This window comes from Aquificaceae bacterium, assembly GCA_037722135.1.
GTDB classification, from domain to species: Bacteria; Aquificota; Aquificia; order Aquificales; family Aquificaceae; genus Pampinifervens; species Pampinifervens sericum.
In genome coordinates this window covers 25,250-41,277 of sequence record JBBKAW010000050.1, presented here as the reverse complement: position 1 = coordinate 41,277, position 16,028 = coordinate 25,250, and the positions used below count along the sequence as shown (strand labels likewise).

20 protein-coding genes are annotated in these 16,028 nt (G+C 43.6%); 6 read left to right on the top strand and 14 right to left on the bottom strand.

Annotation, left to right across the window (positions count from 1 at the left end):
• The 3 genes from WKI49_03845 to WKI49_03835 all read left to right on the top strand — a co-directional run.
• A partial coding sequence (locus WKI49_03845; GenBank protein MEJ7621633.1) for a hypothetical protein occupies positions 1-465 on the top strand: 465 nt, incomplete at its 5' end.
• Complete coding sequence (locus WKI49_03840) at positions 435-902, top strand: hypothetical protein (GenBank protein ID MEJ7621632.1); 468 nt, start codon at positions 435-437, stop codon at positions 900-902. The genes WKI49_03845 and WKI49_03840, both read left to right, overlap by 31 nt.
• Position 903: 1 nt before the next feature.
• Positions 904-1,368 (top strand): peroxiredoxin, encoded by a 465-nt coding sequence (locus tag WKI49_03835; GenBank protein MEJ7621631.1) that lies wholly within the window; start codon positions 904-906, stop codon positions 1,366-1,368.
• 265 nt (positions 1,369-1,633) lie between these two features.
• Here WKI49_03835 and rfaD read toward each other — a convergent pair whose 3' ends face one another.
• The 6 genes from rfaD to atpB are packed head-to-tail and all read right to left on the bottom strand — an operon-like array spanning position 1,634 to position 5,434.
• Positions 1,634-2,566, bottom strand: a complete 933-nt coding sequence (rfaD, locus tag WKI49_03830; GenBank protein MEJ7621630.1) for an ADP-glyceromanno-heptose 6-epimerase — start codon at positions 2,564-2,566, stop codon at positions 1,634-1,636.
• Entirely contained in the window at positions 2,563-4,065 is a 1,503-nt protein-coding gene (yidC, locus tag WKI49_03825; GenBank protein ID MEJ7621629.1) for a membrane protein insertase YidC, read from the bottom strand. Before yidC ends, rfaD begins: the two co-directional genes overlap by 4 nt.
• The gene (yidD, locus tag WKI49_03820; GenBank protein ID MEJ7621628.1) at positions 4,065-4,271 is read right to left on the bottom strand and encodes a membrane protein insertion efficiency factor YidD; all 207 of its coding nucleotides are present in this window, start codon (positions 4,269-4,271) and stop codon (positions 4,065-4,067) included. The genes yidC and yidD overlap by 1 nt, the downstream gene beginning before the upstream one ends.
• The gene (gene rpmH, locus WKI49_03815) at positions 4,268-4,411 is read right to left on the bottom strand and encodes a 50S ribosomal protein L34 (protein MEJ7621627.1); all 144 of its coding nucleotides are present in this window, start codon (positions 4,409-4,411) and stop codon (positions 4,268-4,270) included. The genes yidD and rpmH overlap by 4 nt, the downstream gene beginning before the upstream one ends.
• A gap of 39 nt (positions 4,412-4,450) precedes the next feature.
• Positions 4,451-4,750, bottom strand: a complete 300-nt coding sequence (atpE, locus tag WKI49_03810; protein MEJ7621626.1) for an ATP synthase F0 subunit C — start codon at positions 4,748-4,750, stop codon at positions 4,451-4,453.
• A 24-nt stretch (positions 4,751-4,774) separates the two neighbouring features.
• A complete protein-coding gene (gene atpB / locus WKI49_03805) occupies positions 4,775-5,434 on the bottom strand; it encodes a F0F1 ATP synthase subunit A (protein ID MEJ7621625.1) in 660 nt (219 codons plus the stop codon).
• Between the two features lie 31 nt (positions 5,435-5,465).
• On the opposite strand from atpB, the gene WKI49_03800 reads away from it, so the two are divergent.
• Entirely contained in the window at positions 5,466-7,964 is a 2,499-nt protein-coding gene (locus WKI49_03800) for a cation-transporting P-type ATPase (GenBank protein ID MEJ7621624.1), read from the top strand.
• Here the strand turns inward: WKI49_03800 and WKI49_03795 are convergent.
• The 3 genes from WKI49_03795 to WKI49_03785 are packed head-to-tail and all read right to left on the bottom strand — an operon-like array spanning position 7,949 to position 9,221.
• Positions 7,949-8,758 (bottom strand): TRC40/GET3/ArsA family transport-energizing ATPase, encoded by an 810-nt coding sequence (locus WKI49_03795; GenBank protein MEJ7621623.1) that lies wholly within the window; start codon positions 8,756-8,758, stop codon positions 7,949-7,951. The two genes, WKI49_03800 and WKI49_03795, sit on opposite strands and share 16 nt — an antisense overlap.
• A complete protein-coding gene (locus WKI49_03790) occupies positions 8,749-8,985 on the bottom strand; it encodes a hypothetical protein (protein MEJ7621622.1) in 237 nt (78 codons plus the stop codon). Before WKI49_03790 ends, WKI49_03795 begins: the two co-directional genes overlap by 10 nt.
• Positions 8,982-9,221 carry a c-type cytochrome gene (locus WKI49_03785; protein MEJ7621621.1) on the bottom strand — a complete coding sequence of 80 codons (240 nt, stop codon included), beginning with the start codon at positions 9,219-9,221 and terminating at the stop codon, positions 8,982-8,984. The genes WKI49_03790 and WKI49_03785 overlap by 4 nt, the downstream gene beginning before the upstream one ends.
• 294 nt (positions 9,222-9,515) lie before the next feature.
• Here WKI49_03785 and fabZ point away from each other — a divergent pair, with 294 nt between their 5' ends.
• Positions 9,516-9,962, top strand: a complete 447-nt coding sequence (fabZ, locus tag WKI49_03780; protein MEJ7621620.1) for a 3-hydroxyacyl-ACP dehydratase FabZ — start codon at positions 9,516-9,518, stop codon at positions 9,960-9,962.
• A 33-nt stretch (positions 9,963-9,995) separates the two neighbouring features.
• On the opposite strand, the gene WKI49_03775 is transcribed toward fabZ, so the two are convergent.
• The 5 genes from WKI49_03775 to thrC all read right to left on the bottom strand — a co-directional run bounded on the left by WKI49_03775 (position 9,996) and on the right by thrC (position 15,688).
• Positions 9,996-10,226, bottom strand: a complete 231-nt coding sequence (locus WKI49_03775; GenBank protein ID MEJ7621619.1) for a hypothetical protein — start codon at positions 10,224-10,226, stop codon at positions 9,996-9,998.
• Positions 10,227-10,229: 3 nt separating this feature from the next.
• Positions 10,230-10,904 carry a peroxiredoxin gene (locus tag WKI49_03770; GenBank protein MEJ7621618.1) on the bottom strand — a complete coding sequence of 225 codons (675 nt, stop codon included), beginning with the start codon at positions 10,902-10,904 and terminating at the stop codon, positions 10,230-10,232.
• A 79-nt stretch (positions 10,905-10,983) separates the two neighbouring features.
• Positions 10,984-14,001, bottom strand: a complete 3,018-nt coding sequence (locus WKI49_03765) for a valine--tRNA ligase (GenBank protein MEJ7621617.1) — start codon at positions 13,999-14,001, stop codon at positions 10,984-10,986.
• A gap of 30 nt (positions 14,002-14,031) precedes the next feature.
• Positions 14,032-14,397 carry a TlpA disulfide reductase family protein gene (locus tag WKI49_03760; GenBank protein MEJ7621616.1) on the bottom strand — a complete coding sequence of 122 codons (366 nt, stop codon included), beginning with the start codon at positions 14,395-14,397 and terminating at the stop codon, positions 14,032-14,034.
• A 61-nt stretch (positions 14,398-14,458) separates the two neighbouring features.
• Entirely contained in the window at positions 14,459-15,688 is a 1,230-nt protein-coding gene (gene thrC, locus WKI49_03755) for a threonine synthase (GenBank protein ID MEJ7621615.1), read from the bottom strand.
• 54 nt (positions 15,689-15,742) lie between these two features.
• On the opposite strand from thrC, the gene WKI49_03750 reads away from it, so the two are divergent.
• Positions 15,743-16,028 (top strand): hypothetical protein (locus WKI49_03750; protein ID MEJ7621614.1); only part of this gene is annotated, 286 nt, incomplete at its 3' end.

Sequence of the window (16,028 nt, the reverse complement as noted above, 5' to 3'; positions counted from 1 at the left end):
AATATGATAAATATCATACCACTTCCTGTAAGACCCCTAAACTTTTTCAGCAACATGGAATTCTTCTCCTACTGTAGCCTTACAGTACCAATGGAATTGGTAAGAGGCTTTTTCAACAATTCCGCAAATCTCCTCAAGATAACGCCCTTATCCTTTCTTTTTAAGGTAGAGCCAGAAGAGGAGCTAAAGGAGGGTATGGTGATAAGTCTGAAGTTTCTCGGTTTTACGATAATGGAAAGCCTTATAAGGGATGTGGGAGCCTTTGGCTTTACAGATATAGCTCTTAAAAAGCCTTTCTTTATAAGACACTGGGAACACAGGCATATATTCATACCAAAGGGAAACTCAACGGTGATAGAAGACCATCTTACCGTAGAGAGTCTACTACCAAATGTCTTGTTAAGGCTATTCCTTAGGCTTATGTTTATATACAGATGCAGGAGGTTAAAAAGACTACTAACTTAGAGCCACAGACTTTTGCTCTTGCTGGCACTCTTATCCTTCCTCTTGGTGGTTTGCATGAGGTTTTTGCAGTGGTTGGTGGTCTTGCTCTCATGTATGGGATGGCTGAGCTTTTGGAGAGGGCTTCTTTGGGAGAGCTAAAAAAGACCTTTGGGCTTGGGCTTTTGCTTGCCATAGTGGGTGGGCTATGGGCAAAGCATGTGCTTGACGCTTATGGTTTTGACATAAAAAGGCTTTTAATTACCGCCTTTGTTTCTGGTGTTGGGCTTTATATCCAGTCAAGGTGCTACAGTGCTTTGGCAAGGGCAAAGGGAAAGGAAATTCTTGAGCTGGGTGGTATTCTTCTTGTGATAGGCTCTGCTACCTTTTGGTCTTATGTGGGTTTTATTCCTCTGGCTTTTGGTGTTTTGCTAATAGCCTATTCCTTTTGGAGGTGGTAATATGAAGGAATTTATTATAAAAGTCCTTGCTCTGCTTGGTATAGCTCAAGCAGGTGCTCCACTGCAAGAAGGTCAACAAGCCTACCTCTTTAGTCTTAAAAACCACGAGGGTAAAACTGTTAACCTTTCAGACTACAGAGGAAGGTGGGTAGTCCTCTACTTTTACCCAAAGGCGGACACTCCGGGTTGCACTGCACAGGCAAAGGAATATACAAGGCTAATGCCAGAATTTGAAAGACTAAGGGTAAAGGTTTTTGGAGTAAGCACTGATAGTGTGGAGAGCATAAGTAAGTTTAGAGAAAAATACAACCTTTCTGTGGAATTCCTCTCCGACCCAAAGGGTAGCGTGGTAAAGGCTTATGGAGTCACTGTAATAGCGGGCTTTTGCTCAAGGGACACGGTGCTAATAAATCTAGAGCTTAAGGTAGAGAAAATATACAGGGGCGTAGAGTATCCCTTAGTATAGACAAATATCCCTTTTAGGGACATTTATCCACACCTCGGGTTTAGGGGCTCACCGACAAAAGTAGCCTTACTCCAACTGCACTAATACCGCTCATCAAGTAGGCTTTTTATACCCACTTGATAAGGGCTTGCAGAGTGCAGTGTAAACACCAACCTCACCTAACACGGTTAGGCAAGCCTTTGTTGGTGTTCACGTTCCGCACCCCGCTTTAAAAACTAAAGAATAATATACAACATTTATCTTCGTTTGTCAACATTTTCAAAGACTAGTCGCCAAGACTTTCTCCCAGTTTTTCAAGGTATTCCCTTATACCTTCTTCTAAGCTATATAAAGGCTCGTAGCCCAAAAACTCCTTTGCCTTTGAAAGGTCTGCCTGAGTGAAGTTTTGATAAAAGTCGTAGGGACAGTCAAAGTATTCCACCTCATAGTTTGTCCCAAGATATCTGTTGAGTATGTCCACTATCTCATTAAAGCTTCTTGGCACGCCAGTAGCCACGTTAAACACCCCAGAAACCTCCCTTTCAAAAGCCAAGAGGTTTGCCCTTACCACATCTTCTATATAGACAAAATCCCTTTTCTGCTCTCCCCACTTGAAAAGCCTTGGACGCTTTCCCTCTTTCATCTGTCTGTATAGCTGGTATATCATGCTTGCGGTCCTGCCCTTATAGTGTTCTCCGGGTCCATAGACATTAAAGTATCTAAGACCTACTACTTGAATTTCTGGATGTTCTTTTATGAAGTTAATGGCTATCCTGTCCATAGTTAGCTTAGAAAAGCCATATATGTTTTCTGGCTCAAGCCCCTCTTCTTCCTTCATAGGTGGTTTGCTGTTGCCATATACTCCTGCGGATGAGGCATAAATTAGCTTAGCCTTCCAATGAAGACAAGCATCAAGGATATACCTTAAACTGTCTGCATTTACCTCCATCATCCTCCTTTGGTCTTGCAGGGTGGTGTCAGTTATTGCACCTTGATGAAATACCGCATCAAATTGGAAGTTTGCCTTTAGCCACTCCCAAAGGTCTCTTTTTGAAAGGTCTGCGGTAATGACCTCACCACGAAAACCTATAAGGTTTTTAAAGTGCCCCGAGGAAAAGTCATCAAGCACATACACCTTTGCCTTAGGATACTTTTTCTCTAAGGCTTTTGCCAAGTTTGAACCTATAAAGCCTGCACCACCTGTGACTAAAAACCTCATTTTTTCTTTCCTTTCTTTCTATGAGGTTGTGAGGGTTTATCCTTAAAGGTGAGCTTCTTTATTATGTAAGTTTGTCCAATGTTGAAAATATTGTTAAGCGTCCAGTATAGGACAAGCCCTGCAGGAAAGCTGGCAAAGAGAAGAGTAAAGACCACAGAGACTATTATCATTATGTAGTTTTGTGATTTCTCTGGACTTGGGATAATAAACTGCTGTGCTATCATGGTAGCACCCATAAGTATAGGTAAGATGTAATAAGGGTCCTTTTGTGCAAGACTTGGAATCCAGAGAAAGCTTGCAAGCTGAAGGTCTGCGGTTATGGTAAGAACCTTGTAAAGAGCAAAAAATATGGGTATTTGAAGAAGGATAGGAAGACATCCTGACAGGGGATTAAAGCCCACTTCACTGTATAGCTTCATCATCTCTTCTTGGAACTTTGCAGGGTCGTTTTTGTATTTTTCCCTTAGCTCCTGCATCTTGGGAGCAAGCTCTGCCATCTTACTCATGGCTACAGTGCTTTTGTAGGTAAGAGGGAACATCAAAAGCCTTATTATCAGAGTTAGCGCAACTATGGAAAAAACCCAAGAGTGAAGATGTTCGTATATCCAATACATAAACACAAAGAGTGGCTTAACAATAAGCCTAAGAGTGCCAAAGTCTATAACATCAGAAAGCCCAATACCCCTCAGCCTTGAATACTCTTTTGCACCTGCATAGAAGATAAGCTCATCTTTGGTGTTGACTAAGGTTATAGTCTCTCGTCCCTGCAGTCTATAAATCGCAACAGCGTTTATATCTCCAACAAAACCCTTAAAGTAATACCTGCTCTCTTCTCCGGCAAACCTTATGTCCCCCGTTATAAGTTCTCTACCTTCTATCTTCTTAGGTTCAAGCCTTTCTACTCTATCACCTATCTTAAATACAGGACCAGAATGAGTAAAGAAGTCATCCTCCTTTACACGCATGCCAGGGTTGACAAAAAGGGAAGGTAGTCCCTTGCTTTCCAGTCTAAGAATAAAGTAATCACCCTTATACTCAAGAATTTTCTTAAGTTCAAAGGTCTCACCTTTTAGAGTGGCGATTATCCTATTTCCTTCTGAAGTTATCTCATAGGGAGAGAAATTTAGCAAAGTGTCAACCTCTGGGTCTCCAGTAAAAACTTCAAGGGGGTATATGTGAAGTCTTTTTTCCTCTTCTGTTATCAAGTCCTTTTGATACCTTTTATCCACAAGTTTTACAACACGGGCACCTTCCTCGGCAAGCGTGAGGGTAAACTTTTCAAAATCAAAGGTCTTAAGAGTCTGTGGCTTTTGAGCTTCTCTTTTAGTGCCAAGAAGGAGAGAAGGCACATTTTGAGGTTTTTCTTCTATCTTTTCTTGTGTTTGGGGTGCGGGTTGAGGAGTAAAAAAGATAAGATATGCTTGATAAGCAAAGAGAAAGAGCGTCACAACCACAAAGATTATAAAAAGTCCTCTCAGGTCAAGGTCTTTCCTTTCCATCAGGGATAGTCCACTCCGCCTTTAGAGAAGGGGTTGCACCTCAAAACTCTCCACATGGCTTTTAGCATACCCTTTAGGACTCCATACTTTTCCACAGCCATTATGGCATATTGAGAACATGTAGGGTAATACCTACAGCTTGGAGGATACAGAGGTGAAATGAACATCTGCCAAAACTTTAAAAATCCAATAACTACCCTTTTCAAGGCGCCAGCCTTTTCCTTCCTTTTTTCCTTCTTCTCCTTATTATAGCCCTTCCACTTTTTGTTCTCATCCGAGCAAGAAAACCGCTTTTGCGTTTACGCTTTAGGTTTGAAATACGAGTTATATTTCTCTCTTTTGCCATGTTATGCCCCCAAAAGGATAAAAGGGGGAAGCACCCCCATTATTTTACAAAGAGTAAGATTATTGCCACAAGCAAGGCATAGAGGGCAAGTGTTTCTATAAAGGCGAGACCTATGAACATGAGAGTTTGAAGTCTTCCACCTGCAGTTGGGTTTCTGGCTACGCCCTCCTGCGTGCCTTTTATGGCAAAGCCCATGCCTATGCCTGTGCCAAGAGCTGCAAGCCCAATTCCCAATCCTGCACCCATATACATGAGACCCTGCTTTAGAGCCTCTCCTTCCGCTGCCAATGCAAGGGTTGGCAAGAGCACTGTTAAAAGTGCCACTAAAGTAGCCTTCATATTCCTACCTCCTTTGATTTATTTTCAGTGTTCTTCATGAGCTACCGCACCTGCAAGGTATATGGTAGAAAGTATCATAAAAATGTAGGTCTGTATAAAGACCGCAAGAAACTTTATAGCTATGATGAATATCAAAAATATAGGAGAGAAAGCCATAGCCACGTAGTTTTGAACCACCAAGCTAACAAGCACTACAAGAAGCATTGCACCACCCTTCATATTGGCAAAAAGCCTGAGGGTGAGCGTTATGGGTCTTGCAAGATGGGAAACTATTTCTATTATGAAGAATACTGGAGCAAGATAAGGACTTGGACCCATAAAGTGCTTAAGGTACCCTACGCCGTGTAGCCTAAAACCCTCTATGTTGTATAGGAAAAAGACTATAAGAGCCAATGCCAAGTTTGTGTTCACATTACCCGTTGGAGCCTCAAGCCCGGGAACCATACCAAGGAGATTGGAAAAGAACACGAAGAGCCCTATGCTTGCTATGAGTGGCACATACCTAAGACCTTCGTGTCCCATGTTTTCAAGAACCATACCTCTGACAAATCGCACATAGCCTTCCCAAAAGGCTTGAAACTTTGTGGGTTTTAGGGATGGCTTGCCTGCCATTAGCACAAGACCTGTGGAAATTGCCATCGCCAGCACGCCAAAGTATACATGGCTTAGGTTTAGCTCTTGCATGGTAATAAGATTATACCATAAAATTTCATGCATGCATAACAAAAGTCCTGAAGCCACTCTAAAAGAGCTAAAAACTGGGTTGGAGGGTCTAAGCGAAGAGGAAGCAAAAAGCAGGCTTGCCTCCTATGGTTATAACCTACTCAAGGAAGAAAAGGAAAGTAAGCTAAGAGTCTTTATTAGGCAGTTTACAAGCCCCTTTGTGCTTATACTTTTGACAGCAGGATTTATAGCACTTTTCCTTGGAGACCTCAAGGATGCTCTTGTTGTGTATGGAATTGTGTTGGCTAATGGGCTTTTGGGTTTTTATCAAGAGCTAAAGGCTATAGCTTCCATAGAAGCCCTAAGGTCTCTAACAGCTCTAAAGGTTAAGGTCATAAGAGATGGTGTGGAAAGGGAGATAGACAGCAAGGAGCTTGTGCCTGGAGACCTCGTTTTACTTAGTGAAGGAGATGTTGTTCCTGCGGACATAAGACTTATAGAAAGTGTTGGGCTTATGGTGGACGAGGCTATGCTCACAGGTGAATCCCTACCGGTGGAAAAGGAGGCAGGTATTGTATTGCCGGCGGATACACCTCTGCATGCTCGTAGTAATTGCCTATACAAGGGCACTACTGTGGTAAGAGGAAAGGCTCTTGGTGTGGTCTTTGCCACAGGTAGAAACACAGAGCTTGGCAAGATAGCCCAGAGGGTGCAGGAGAAATCTCCAGAAAGTCCCTTAACGAGAGCTCTTGGCACTTTTGGGAAAAGGTGGATACTTTTCTTGCTTGTATTCCTTTCCCTGCTGGTAGTCATTGGAATTATTCAAGGAAGAGACCCAAAAACGATAGTCTTTTTTGCCATAGCACAGCTTGTTTCCGCAGTCCCTGAAGGACTTCCCATAGTGGTAACTATAGCCCTCGTGGTGGGTGCGGTAAGGCTATCAAGGGAAAAGGTGCTTGTAAAATACCTGCCTGCGGTAGAAACCTTGGGAAGTGCCACTTACATATGCTCCGACAAAACTGGAACTATCACGCTTGGCAGGCTAAAAGTTAGCCAGTATAAAGCTTACGATAGAAAAAGGCTCTTTCTTTGCTCTGCCCTTTGCAACGATGCGGACGCTGTTAAAGGAGACCCCCTTGAGATAGCCCTCTTGCAGTGGTTAGAGGAAGAGAGGGTAAACTGGGAGGCTCTTAGAAAGACCTACGAAAGATTGTGGGAACACCCATTTGATACAAAAAGGAGGCTTATGGCGGTGGTGGTTTCCGATGGGTCTGGTGGTTTTGACTTTTATGTGAAGGGTGCCTTAGAAAGTCTTGTGGGTATGTGCAGGGAGGAATGCCCTGAGGAAGTTTGGGAAATACATGACAAAATGGCTCAGGAGGGTTTGAGGGTCTTAGCCTTTGGATATGCAAAGTTAGAGAGAATTCCAGAACATGTGGACGAGGCAAAGATAAAAATAGTGGGACTTGTGGGCTTTATGGACCCTCCAAAGGAAGGAGTAAAGGAGGCGGTAGAGACCGCAAAAAGGGCAGGCATAAGGGTGATAATGATAACAGGAGACAACCTTTTGACCGCAAAGGCTATAGGGAGGATGGTGGGAATATACCAAGACAAGGACTTAGCCATAGAGGGAAAGGAAATGCAAAAATATAGCGATGAGGAGCTCTACAACATACTCAAAAGGGTGAGCATAGTGGCAAGGGCTACGCCAGAAGACAAATACAGAATAGTAAGGGTTTTACAGTCAAGGGGTGAGATAGTGGCGGTAACTGGAGATGGAGCAAACGATGCACCCGCTCTAAGGGTGGCAGACCTTGGTATAGCCATGGGTTCTGGCTCTCAAGCGGCAAAGGACGCCGCCAAGATGGTAATAGTGGACAACAACCTCGCCATAATAGTCAACGCCATAAAAAGAGGCAGGCTCATAGCCAAAAACATCTCAAAGGTCATAAGGTATCTCCTTTCTGCCAACTCCTTTCAGATTTTCTACAACTCCCTCGCCATAATCACAGGACTACCTTTACCCTTATATCCTACCCAAATACTTTGGATAAACTTGGTAACCGACGGAGTCCAAGACAAGGCTTATCCTTTTACCAAATACGAAGGAGACCCTATGAAGGAAAAGCCAAAAAACCCTATAGAGGTCTTTATGGGCAGGGAACAGCTCATTACCTTGCTTTACAACGGGCTTTTGATGGCGATTACACATTATATGCTTTTTGTTTATCTTCTAAAAACCTATCCCTATGAAATAGCACTCACCATTAGCTTTACCTCTGCGGTAGCAAGCCAGTGGGCGGTAGGTGTGCAAGAGGTAAGCGAGAAACCCTTCTTTAGAAACCCAGTGGAACATATAAAGCTCAACCCATACGTCTATCTTGGCATATTCATAGGAACTCTACTTCAACTTTCTGCCATAACCTTTCTTGCGGATTACTTCCATGCGGTCAGCCTATCTCTTGAGCATATACCCTATGTGGTCCTTCTTCCAGTCTTTACCTTCTTTGGAATAGAGCTTAGGAAGTGGTTTGCCTATCTTAGGAGGTAGTCCAGAATGGGCTTTATAGAGAGTCTTTCAAGGGCTTCAAAGCCATAGGGTTTTTCAATCTCAGGAATTTTTATACAATCACATTCCATATAGTTCCAACGGTTAATTACAAGTTGAACCTCTATATCCTTGAGCTTATTGCGTATATCTTGAGCTTCTTGCAAAGATAAAGGCTCTTCGTTGGCAACTGCAAAAACTGTGGTCCTTTCTCTTAGTATGTTAGCCAAGTTTTGAAGTTTTTGCTTTCTCTCTTCTATGAGCTTTGGTAATCTGTCCTCTCTTCCCATAAACCTTTCCACTTTGTGCCTTTCCTTTGCCACTTGGCTTAAAAAGTCAAACCAGCCACTTACCATGTGAAAAGTCTCAAAAAGCCTTAGCATCTGACCAGTGGGTGCAGAGTCTACCACCACATAGGCAAACTCCTCACAGTAATCCAATATCTTGTCAAGAATTGCGGTCTCTTGAGCGGTAGGAGAATGTCTTATATACTTGGCATACTCTTTTATTCCGGACCTCACGGTAGGTAAAAACTCAGTAAGAGTAGACAAAACCTTTTCCGCATAGTCTTCAACAAGGGCTTCCGCTTTCATTTCAATGGCAAATAGCTGGTCTTTTAGCCTTTTTATCTGGTCTCCCACTTCTACCAGAAAAATGCCAGAAAGAGAATGAGCTGGGTCTATGGAGACCAAAAGGGTCTTTTCTCTCTTTGAAAGCTCAAGGGCGACCGCACAAGAAAGTGTGCTTTTACCCACTCCTCCTTTACCACCAAAAAAGACAAGCCTCTTTAACAACACGGCAGGAAGTCCAAGCCTCCCCTTTCAAGCCCTAAGCTCTTATGCCACATATGAAACTCATAAAGCATTAAAGGATACAGGTCAAGCACATAAACACCAAGAGGATTATCAAGACCAAAGTAGTCCAAGAAAACAGAAAGTAAAAGGAGGTCCCTCACATGAGACTGAGAGACCTCCACAGGCTTTTTAAAGTGAAGCTCTATAAAACCTCTGAAAATTTCCTTCACTTTAGACTAAGTATCCACTTAGCCAAGTCTTTAGCCTCTTGCTCTGTAACGTTTTGAGGAGGCATTGGCACCTGACCCCATACTCCTACAACACCGTTCTTTATCCTTTTGGCAAGCTCTTCTACGTTAGGCTGTCCCGCATACCTTTCTGCAATCTCCTTGAAGGAGGGTCCAACCTTCTTGTTGTTCATGCCATGGCATGCAAAACAGCCCTTCTGCTGGGCGAAAGCCTGCATATCCTTTGCTTGAGCTACTTGCTGTCCCGCTGGAGCTTGAGCCTCTTGTTGTGCTGGCTTTTCTTCCGCCTTAGGTTGCTCTGCAGGTTGTTGTGCTTGCTCTTGAGGCTGTGCTTGTTGCGCTGGCTGTTCCGCAGGCTTTTGTTGGCAAGAAAGTGCAAAGATTAATCCAGAAGCCAGCGTCAAGTAGACAACTCTCTTCATGCTAAAACCTCCTAAGTTTTATTAAGGTAAAAGTATATACTACCAAAGGTTAAAATTTCATGAAATTTTGGCTTATAATCTATAGCCATGCTGGGCGTAAAAGAGATAATGGAAATCCTACCACACAGGTATCCTATACTTCTTGTAGACAAAATTTTGGAGATGGAGCTTGGCAAGAGGATAGTAGGTGTAAAAAATGTGTCTGTGAACGAGCCTGTGTTTCAAGGACACTTTCCAGGCTTTCCTCTAATGCCGGGCGTATATATCCTTGAAGCCATGGCTCAAGTGGGTGGAATTCTTATGATAAAATCCCTTGGGCTTGAGATAGGTAAATACGCCATAGTCTTTGCAGGTATAGATGATGCAAGGTTCAAAAGACCAGTCTATCCCGGGGACCAACTCCTTTTAGAGCTTGAAGTCATATCCCTAAAGAAAAGCCTATCTAAAATGAGAGGCACAGCAAGGGTGGACTCCGAAGTGGTAGCTACCGCAGTGCTCTATGCAGCGGCGCGAGAGCTCCACGAGCTAAAACGTTAATAAACTGGAGAATCCTTAGTGGTGTTTTTATAACTATTCCAAAGCGCTAAGTCCCTTCTCGGTTAGATAGTATTCCTGTCCATCAGTTTGTAAAAAGCCAGCCTGCGTGAGCTCTCTGAGAGAACTTCTTACTTGAAAAAGAGGACGGCCGGTGAGCTCGGCCGCCTCCTCTGGTCTTATCTTACCCTTTTCCTTAACAAGCCTGAGAAAGGAAAGTGCCCTTTCTGATAGCTTTCCGTCTGGACTTACGCATCCCATACTCATGACTTACCCTATCTTCTTTTTGCAGAAGTACCAATCCGCACATTCATAGCCTTCTTGTAGTCTCTTTACCGCATCCTCGTATGTGGTAGGTGGTGGCACTATCACTTTGGTGTTTTCCTCGGTGAACTCCCAAGTTTGAGGTGTAGGCACCCAATCCGCTGGTGTTGCCACTCCATGCTTGTCTGCAGTCTGCAGGGCGTCTATTAGCCTGAGTATCTCCCTCATATTCCTTCCAGTGGAGAGAGGATAGTAGATTATGGCCCTTATCTTGCCGTTTGGGTCAATCACAAAGACCGCCCTGACGGTCACAGTAGAGCTCTCTCCGGGATGAAGCATGCCGTAGAGCCTTGCCACCTTGCCATCCACATCAGCCACTATGGGGAAGGGTATGTCCACACCCATCTTTTCCTTGATGTTCATTACCCAAGCGATGTGAGAGAAGTTGCTATCAATGCTTAGTCCGAGGAGCTGGACGTTTCTCTTTTTGAACTCTTCGTAGAGCCTGGCAAAGCCCATAAATTCTGTGGTGCAAACTGGCGTAAAGTCTGCTGGGTGTGAGAAGAAAACCACCCACTGACCCTGAAAGTCTTCAGGGAACTTGATAGGACCCATGGTGGTTTGGGCCTCAAAGGCTGGAGCTTGGTCTCCTATCCTTGGCATGCTGACTACTTGCTCCATGTTTCCACCTCCTTATAAGAGTTTTGATATATAGTATTATAAGCATATGCAAAACATTTGCAATATGATAAAAATCATATCACATCAATCGTTTCAGAAGAGAAAGCAAGCCTTCTACCTTTTGCTTTTCTTCTTGGAGCTCTTCAAGGGCTTCTTTGGTTTTGTTAATCTCTTCTTCCGGAGCCTTCCTTAAGAAGTTTTCGTTGCTTAGCTTTTGCTGGAAGCTCTGCAAAGACTTCTCTATTTCCGAAAGCCTTTTTGAGTAGGAGTTTATCAGCTCTTGAACCTTTACACCTTCCTCTATGGGTAGATAAAACTCAAAATCTCTTGAAAAGCCTGCTACACAGTTGGATGGTTCTGTTTGCACCTCCTCAAGACTTTCCAACCTTGCAAGGCTCAATATGTGGGGCATAAACTCCTGCACCAGCTCCTTGCTTTCTCCTGCCTTGTAGTAGAGCCTTATCTTCCGTGAGGGTTCAATTCTTAGGTCGCTTCTGAGGGAGCGTATGGCAGAGATAATTTCCTTTAGCCTTTCTACCTTCCTTTCCGCCTCTTCGTAAATCTCTAAGGGATTATGTTGAGGATATTCTGTAAGAGATATGCTTTCCTTGTGGGCTGTAGGGAGCTCAAGCCATAGCTCCTCTGTTATGAAAGGCATAAAGGGATGCAAAAGCCTAAGGGTTTTTTCAAAGACATTAAGTAAGGTTGCCTGAACGGTTATTTTTTCTCTGTTTATGGCTTCCTCTTGTGCCTTCCTTTCCTCTTCTGGTAGGCTCTCGTCAGCTTTAGCATACAACCTAAGCTTTGAAAACTCTATATACCAATCACAGAACTCGCTCCATATAAACTCATATAGCTCTTTTGAAGCTTCCGAGAATTCGTATTCTGAAAGGGCTTTGTTTACCTTTTCTATGGTCCTATTTAGCTTTGTAATTATCCAGAGGTCTTCACTTCTTGGTGGCGCACAATAGGGAAGCTTTGTAAGTAGGTCTGGCTCAAGGTTCATAAGTATAAACCTGCCTGCGTTCCACAGCTTGTTGGCAAAGTGCTTATAACCTTCAAAACGCTTTTCAGAGAGCCTTATATCCCTTCCCTGCTGTGTAAGAATAGCCAAGGTAAAACGCAGTGCGTCCGCACCATACTTCTCCACAATATCAAGAGGGTCTATCACATTACCCTTGGTCTTGGACATTTTCTGTCCCTTTTCATCCCTTATAAGAGCATGTATGTATACATCCCTGAAAGGAATATCCTCCATAAAGTAAGTCCCCATCATAACCATACGGGCAACCCAGAAAAAGATGATGTCAAAACCTGTTACCAAGAGGTCTGTGGGGTATAGGGCTTTGAGGTCTTTTGTATCTTCTGGCCAACCAAAAACTCCAAAGGGCCAAAGGGCAGAGGAAAACCATGTATCAAGCACGTCTGTTTCTTGCCTTAGATTTTCAGAACCGCACTTTTTACAACGCAAAACAAACCTGTAGGTTTTCTTCTTACTGTCATACCTGTATCTACTCTTCTTTTCTGTGAGGATAGCCATGGGGTTTAGGTCTTGAGTGAAAAAGAGCCTTAGAGAGTGGGCATCCACCTCGGTAGAGTGATACTTATGAAAGACAAACTTTTTATAAAAGTCCAATACGGTAAGCTCTGGATGGACAAAGGAGGGGGCATGGAGTGCACTGGCTACCTCTTCTGGAGTAAATTCCTCCTTTATTTTGCGGTCCGCTATGAGGTTAAAGATGAGTTTGTCATATACTCTATCAAAGTCTTCGTCGGTAAACACGTTTTCGTGCCCGCAGTCTTCACAATACCATACGGGTATTCTATGTCCCCACCATATTTGACGGGATATGCACCAGTCTTTGAGGTTTTCCATCCACTGGAGGTATATCTTTTTCCAATTTTCTGGGACAAATTTTATGAAACCTTCTTTGACTACCTGTATAGCCCTTTCTTTTATTCTGGGGTCCGAGACCTTTAGAAACCATTGGGTAGAAACCATAGGCTCAAGAACAGTTTTACAGCGATAACATTTACCAACCGCATGTCTATGATTTTCCACCTTCTCAAGAAGTCCAAGTTCTTCAAGCTCCTCCACTATCCTTTTTCTTGCACTATATCTGTCAAGCCCTGCAAACTTGCCCGCATTTTGGTTCATATTGGCAAACTGGTCCATTACCTGCACAAAGGCAAGACCGTGAGACTTTCCTATTTCAAAGTCCAGAGGGTCATGTGCGGGAGTTATCTTTACCGCTCCCGTTCCAAACTCAGGCTTTACCCTTTCATCCGCTATAATGGGGATAAGGTTTTCCACCTCTGAGCCATCCATAGCTATCCTTTTCCAATCCACAAGGGGAAGTCTAACCCTCTTACCTACAAGGTTCTTATACCTTTCGTCTTGAGGATGGACCGCAACCGCAGTGTCTCCGAGCATGGTTTCTGGTCTTGTGGTAGCAACGGTTATGTAGCCTGAGCCGTCCTCAAGAGGGTAGCGTATGTAGTAGAGCTTTCCCTCTTCTTCTTCGTGTTCCACCTCAAGGTCAGAAAGGGCGGTTAGGTCTTTTGGACACCAGCTTACCATATACTCCGCACGGTATATGAGACCCTCTTCGTATAACCTTCTAAAGGCGTGCCTGACCGCTCTTGAAAAGCCTTCATCAAGGGTAAACCTCTCCCTCTTCCAATCTACACTAACACCGAGCTTTTCAAGCTGTTGTCTTATAGAGTTTCTTGATATAGGCACCCATTCCCAGACTTTCTTGAGAAATTCTTCTTTACCAAGCTCTAACCTGCTTAGACCTTCTTCTTGAAGACGTTTGTCCACCACATACTGGGTTGCAATACCCGCATGGTCAAAGCCTGGCACCCAGACCACATCCTTTCCAAGCATCCTCTGCCATCTACAAACTATATCCTGCAAAGTGGCATTTAAGGCATGTCCCATATGCAAAGAACCCGTTACATTGGGAGGGGGGATGACCACAGAAAACCTATTTTGAAAAGAAGGGTTTTCTACAGAATAAAGAGCCTTCTCTATCCACCTCTTTGAGTGCTTTGACTCTATCGCCTTATGGTTGTATTGTCCTATGTCCTTCATAGAAAAAGGATTATAGCATGGCTTGGGCTTTTATGGGATATATAGACTGGGATGGCTACTTACAAACCTACCCTTTTCGTTAAATATGTAAGTGGACGGCAGAAAGATAATGGGAAAATAGTCATTGAATTTCACCTTCGTGTCCACGAGAGTGAGAAATTTTGGCTCTATATCTAACTCTTGATAGCTTTTTATTACATCCTCAGGCTCCATAGCTACCGCATAGGAGATGATAAGAAAGTCTTTCTTCTTTTCTTGTAGTTTGTTTAGTTCCTTTAGATGTTCGCTGTGTCCCACACAAGTTCTACTCCATACGTAAATGAGGATTTTTTGTCCTTTGTAGTCCGAAAGATATACCTCTTTACCTTCAAGAGTCCTTACCTGTATTTTAGGCAAAGTCTCCTGAGAACAGGAAGTTAGAAAAAAAGGGAGGAGAAAGAGGATATGGGCAAGGTATTTAAACACGAGCAAGTATCTTCTCCTTAAAGTCCGCAAGGCTTGGTTTTATATGTATAGTCTCTTTTAGATGGTTGTCAAGGACTTCCATAGTCTTGTAGCCATTACCTGTTATGTAGGCTACTACCACCTCGTCCCTTCTAAAAGCACCCTTTTGTGCCAGTTTCTTAAGAACCGCTATGGTTGTCCCACCTGCAGTTTCTGTGAATATACCTTCTGTCTCCGCAAGGAGCTTAATGCCTTCTATTATCTCCTCATCGGTAGCAGTTTCCCAGTCCCCTTTGCTTTCCTTAGTAACCTGCAAGGCGTATATACCGTCCGCAGGATTTCCTATGGCTATGGACTTGGCTATAGTATTGGGTCTTACAGGCTTTATAAAGTCTCTTCCTTCTTTCCACGCTTGAGCTATTGGAGAGCACCCTTCCGCTTGTGCACCGTAAACCCTTGTATTCATCTCCTCTATCAGACCAACCCTTACGAGCTCTTTTAGACCCTTCCATATCTTGGTAATTAGGGACCCAGAAGCTGCTGGAGCTACCACTGCGTCTGGAGCTCTCCATCCGAGCTGTTCTACCACCTCAAAGGCAAGGGTCTTTGAACCCTCTGCGTAAAAGGGTCTTATGTTTATGTTTACAAAAGCCCATTGGAGCTCATTGGCAATTTCAGAGCAAAGTCTGTTTACGTCATCATATGTGCCTTCCACTGCCACCACCGTGGGAGCAAAAACAAGGCTTCCATATATCTTCTGGGACTCAAGGTTGGCGGGTATAAAAACAAAGCAATTAAGACCAGCTTGAGCGGAGTGGCTTGCCACAGAGTTTGCAAGGTTTCCTGTAGAAGCACACGCAACGGTATCAAAACCAAACTCTATTGCCTTTGATATGGCAACGGAGACCACTCTGTCTTTGAAAGAGAGCGTGGGATGGTTCACAGAATCGTCCTTTATGTAGAGGTTTTCAAGCCCAAGCAACTTTCCCAGATTTTCCGCCTTTTTGAGAGGCGTAAAACCTGCACTAAGACCTACCCTTGGCTCTTCCACAGGCAAAAGGTCAATGTACCTCCATAAGCTTTTTGGACCCTCCTGTATCTTTTCCCTGCTTACCTTTTTCTTTATCTCATCGTAGTCATAGACCACCTCAAGGGGACCAAAGCAATACTCACATACATGGATGGGCTCTAAGCTGTATTCCCTTCCGCATTCTCTACACTTTAGTCCAAGCACACTTGCCATCTTGCTACCTCCGGAGGAATTTAAAAGTAAAGATAATATAATATAAGTCTCGTCATGGCAAAAAGGGTTTTTGTAGAGAAGGCGAAGAGGTTTTTGAAGAAGATTTTGCAAGAACCCGAACTCAGAGAATACGTGCTAAAGGAGCTGTCTACTTACTTTGCTGACAAGGAAAAAACAGAAGACAATATAGAGAAGCTATACAGACAATTGGTAAAGATAGGAGATGAGCTCGTAAGACTTAGAGAGGAGCAGGAAAGAAGATGGCAAGAACAAAGCGCTCTCTGGCAAGAACAGAACAAGAGATGGGAGGAGCAAAACAAAAGATGGGAAGAGCAGAATA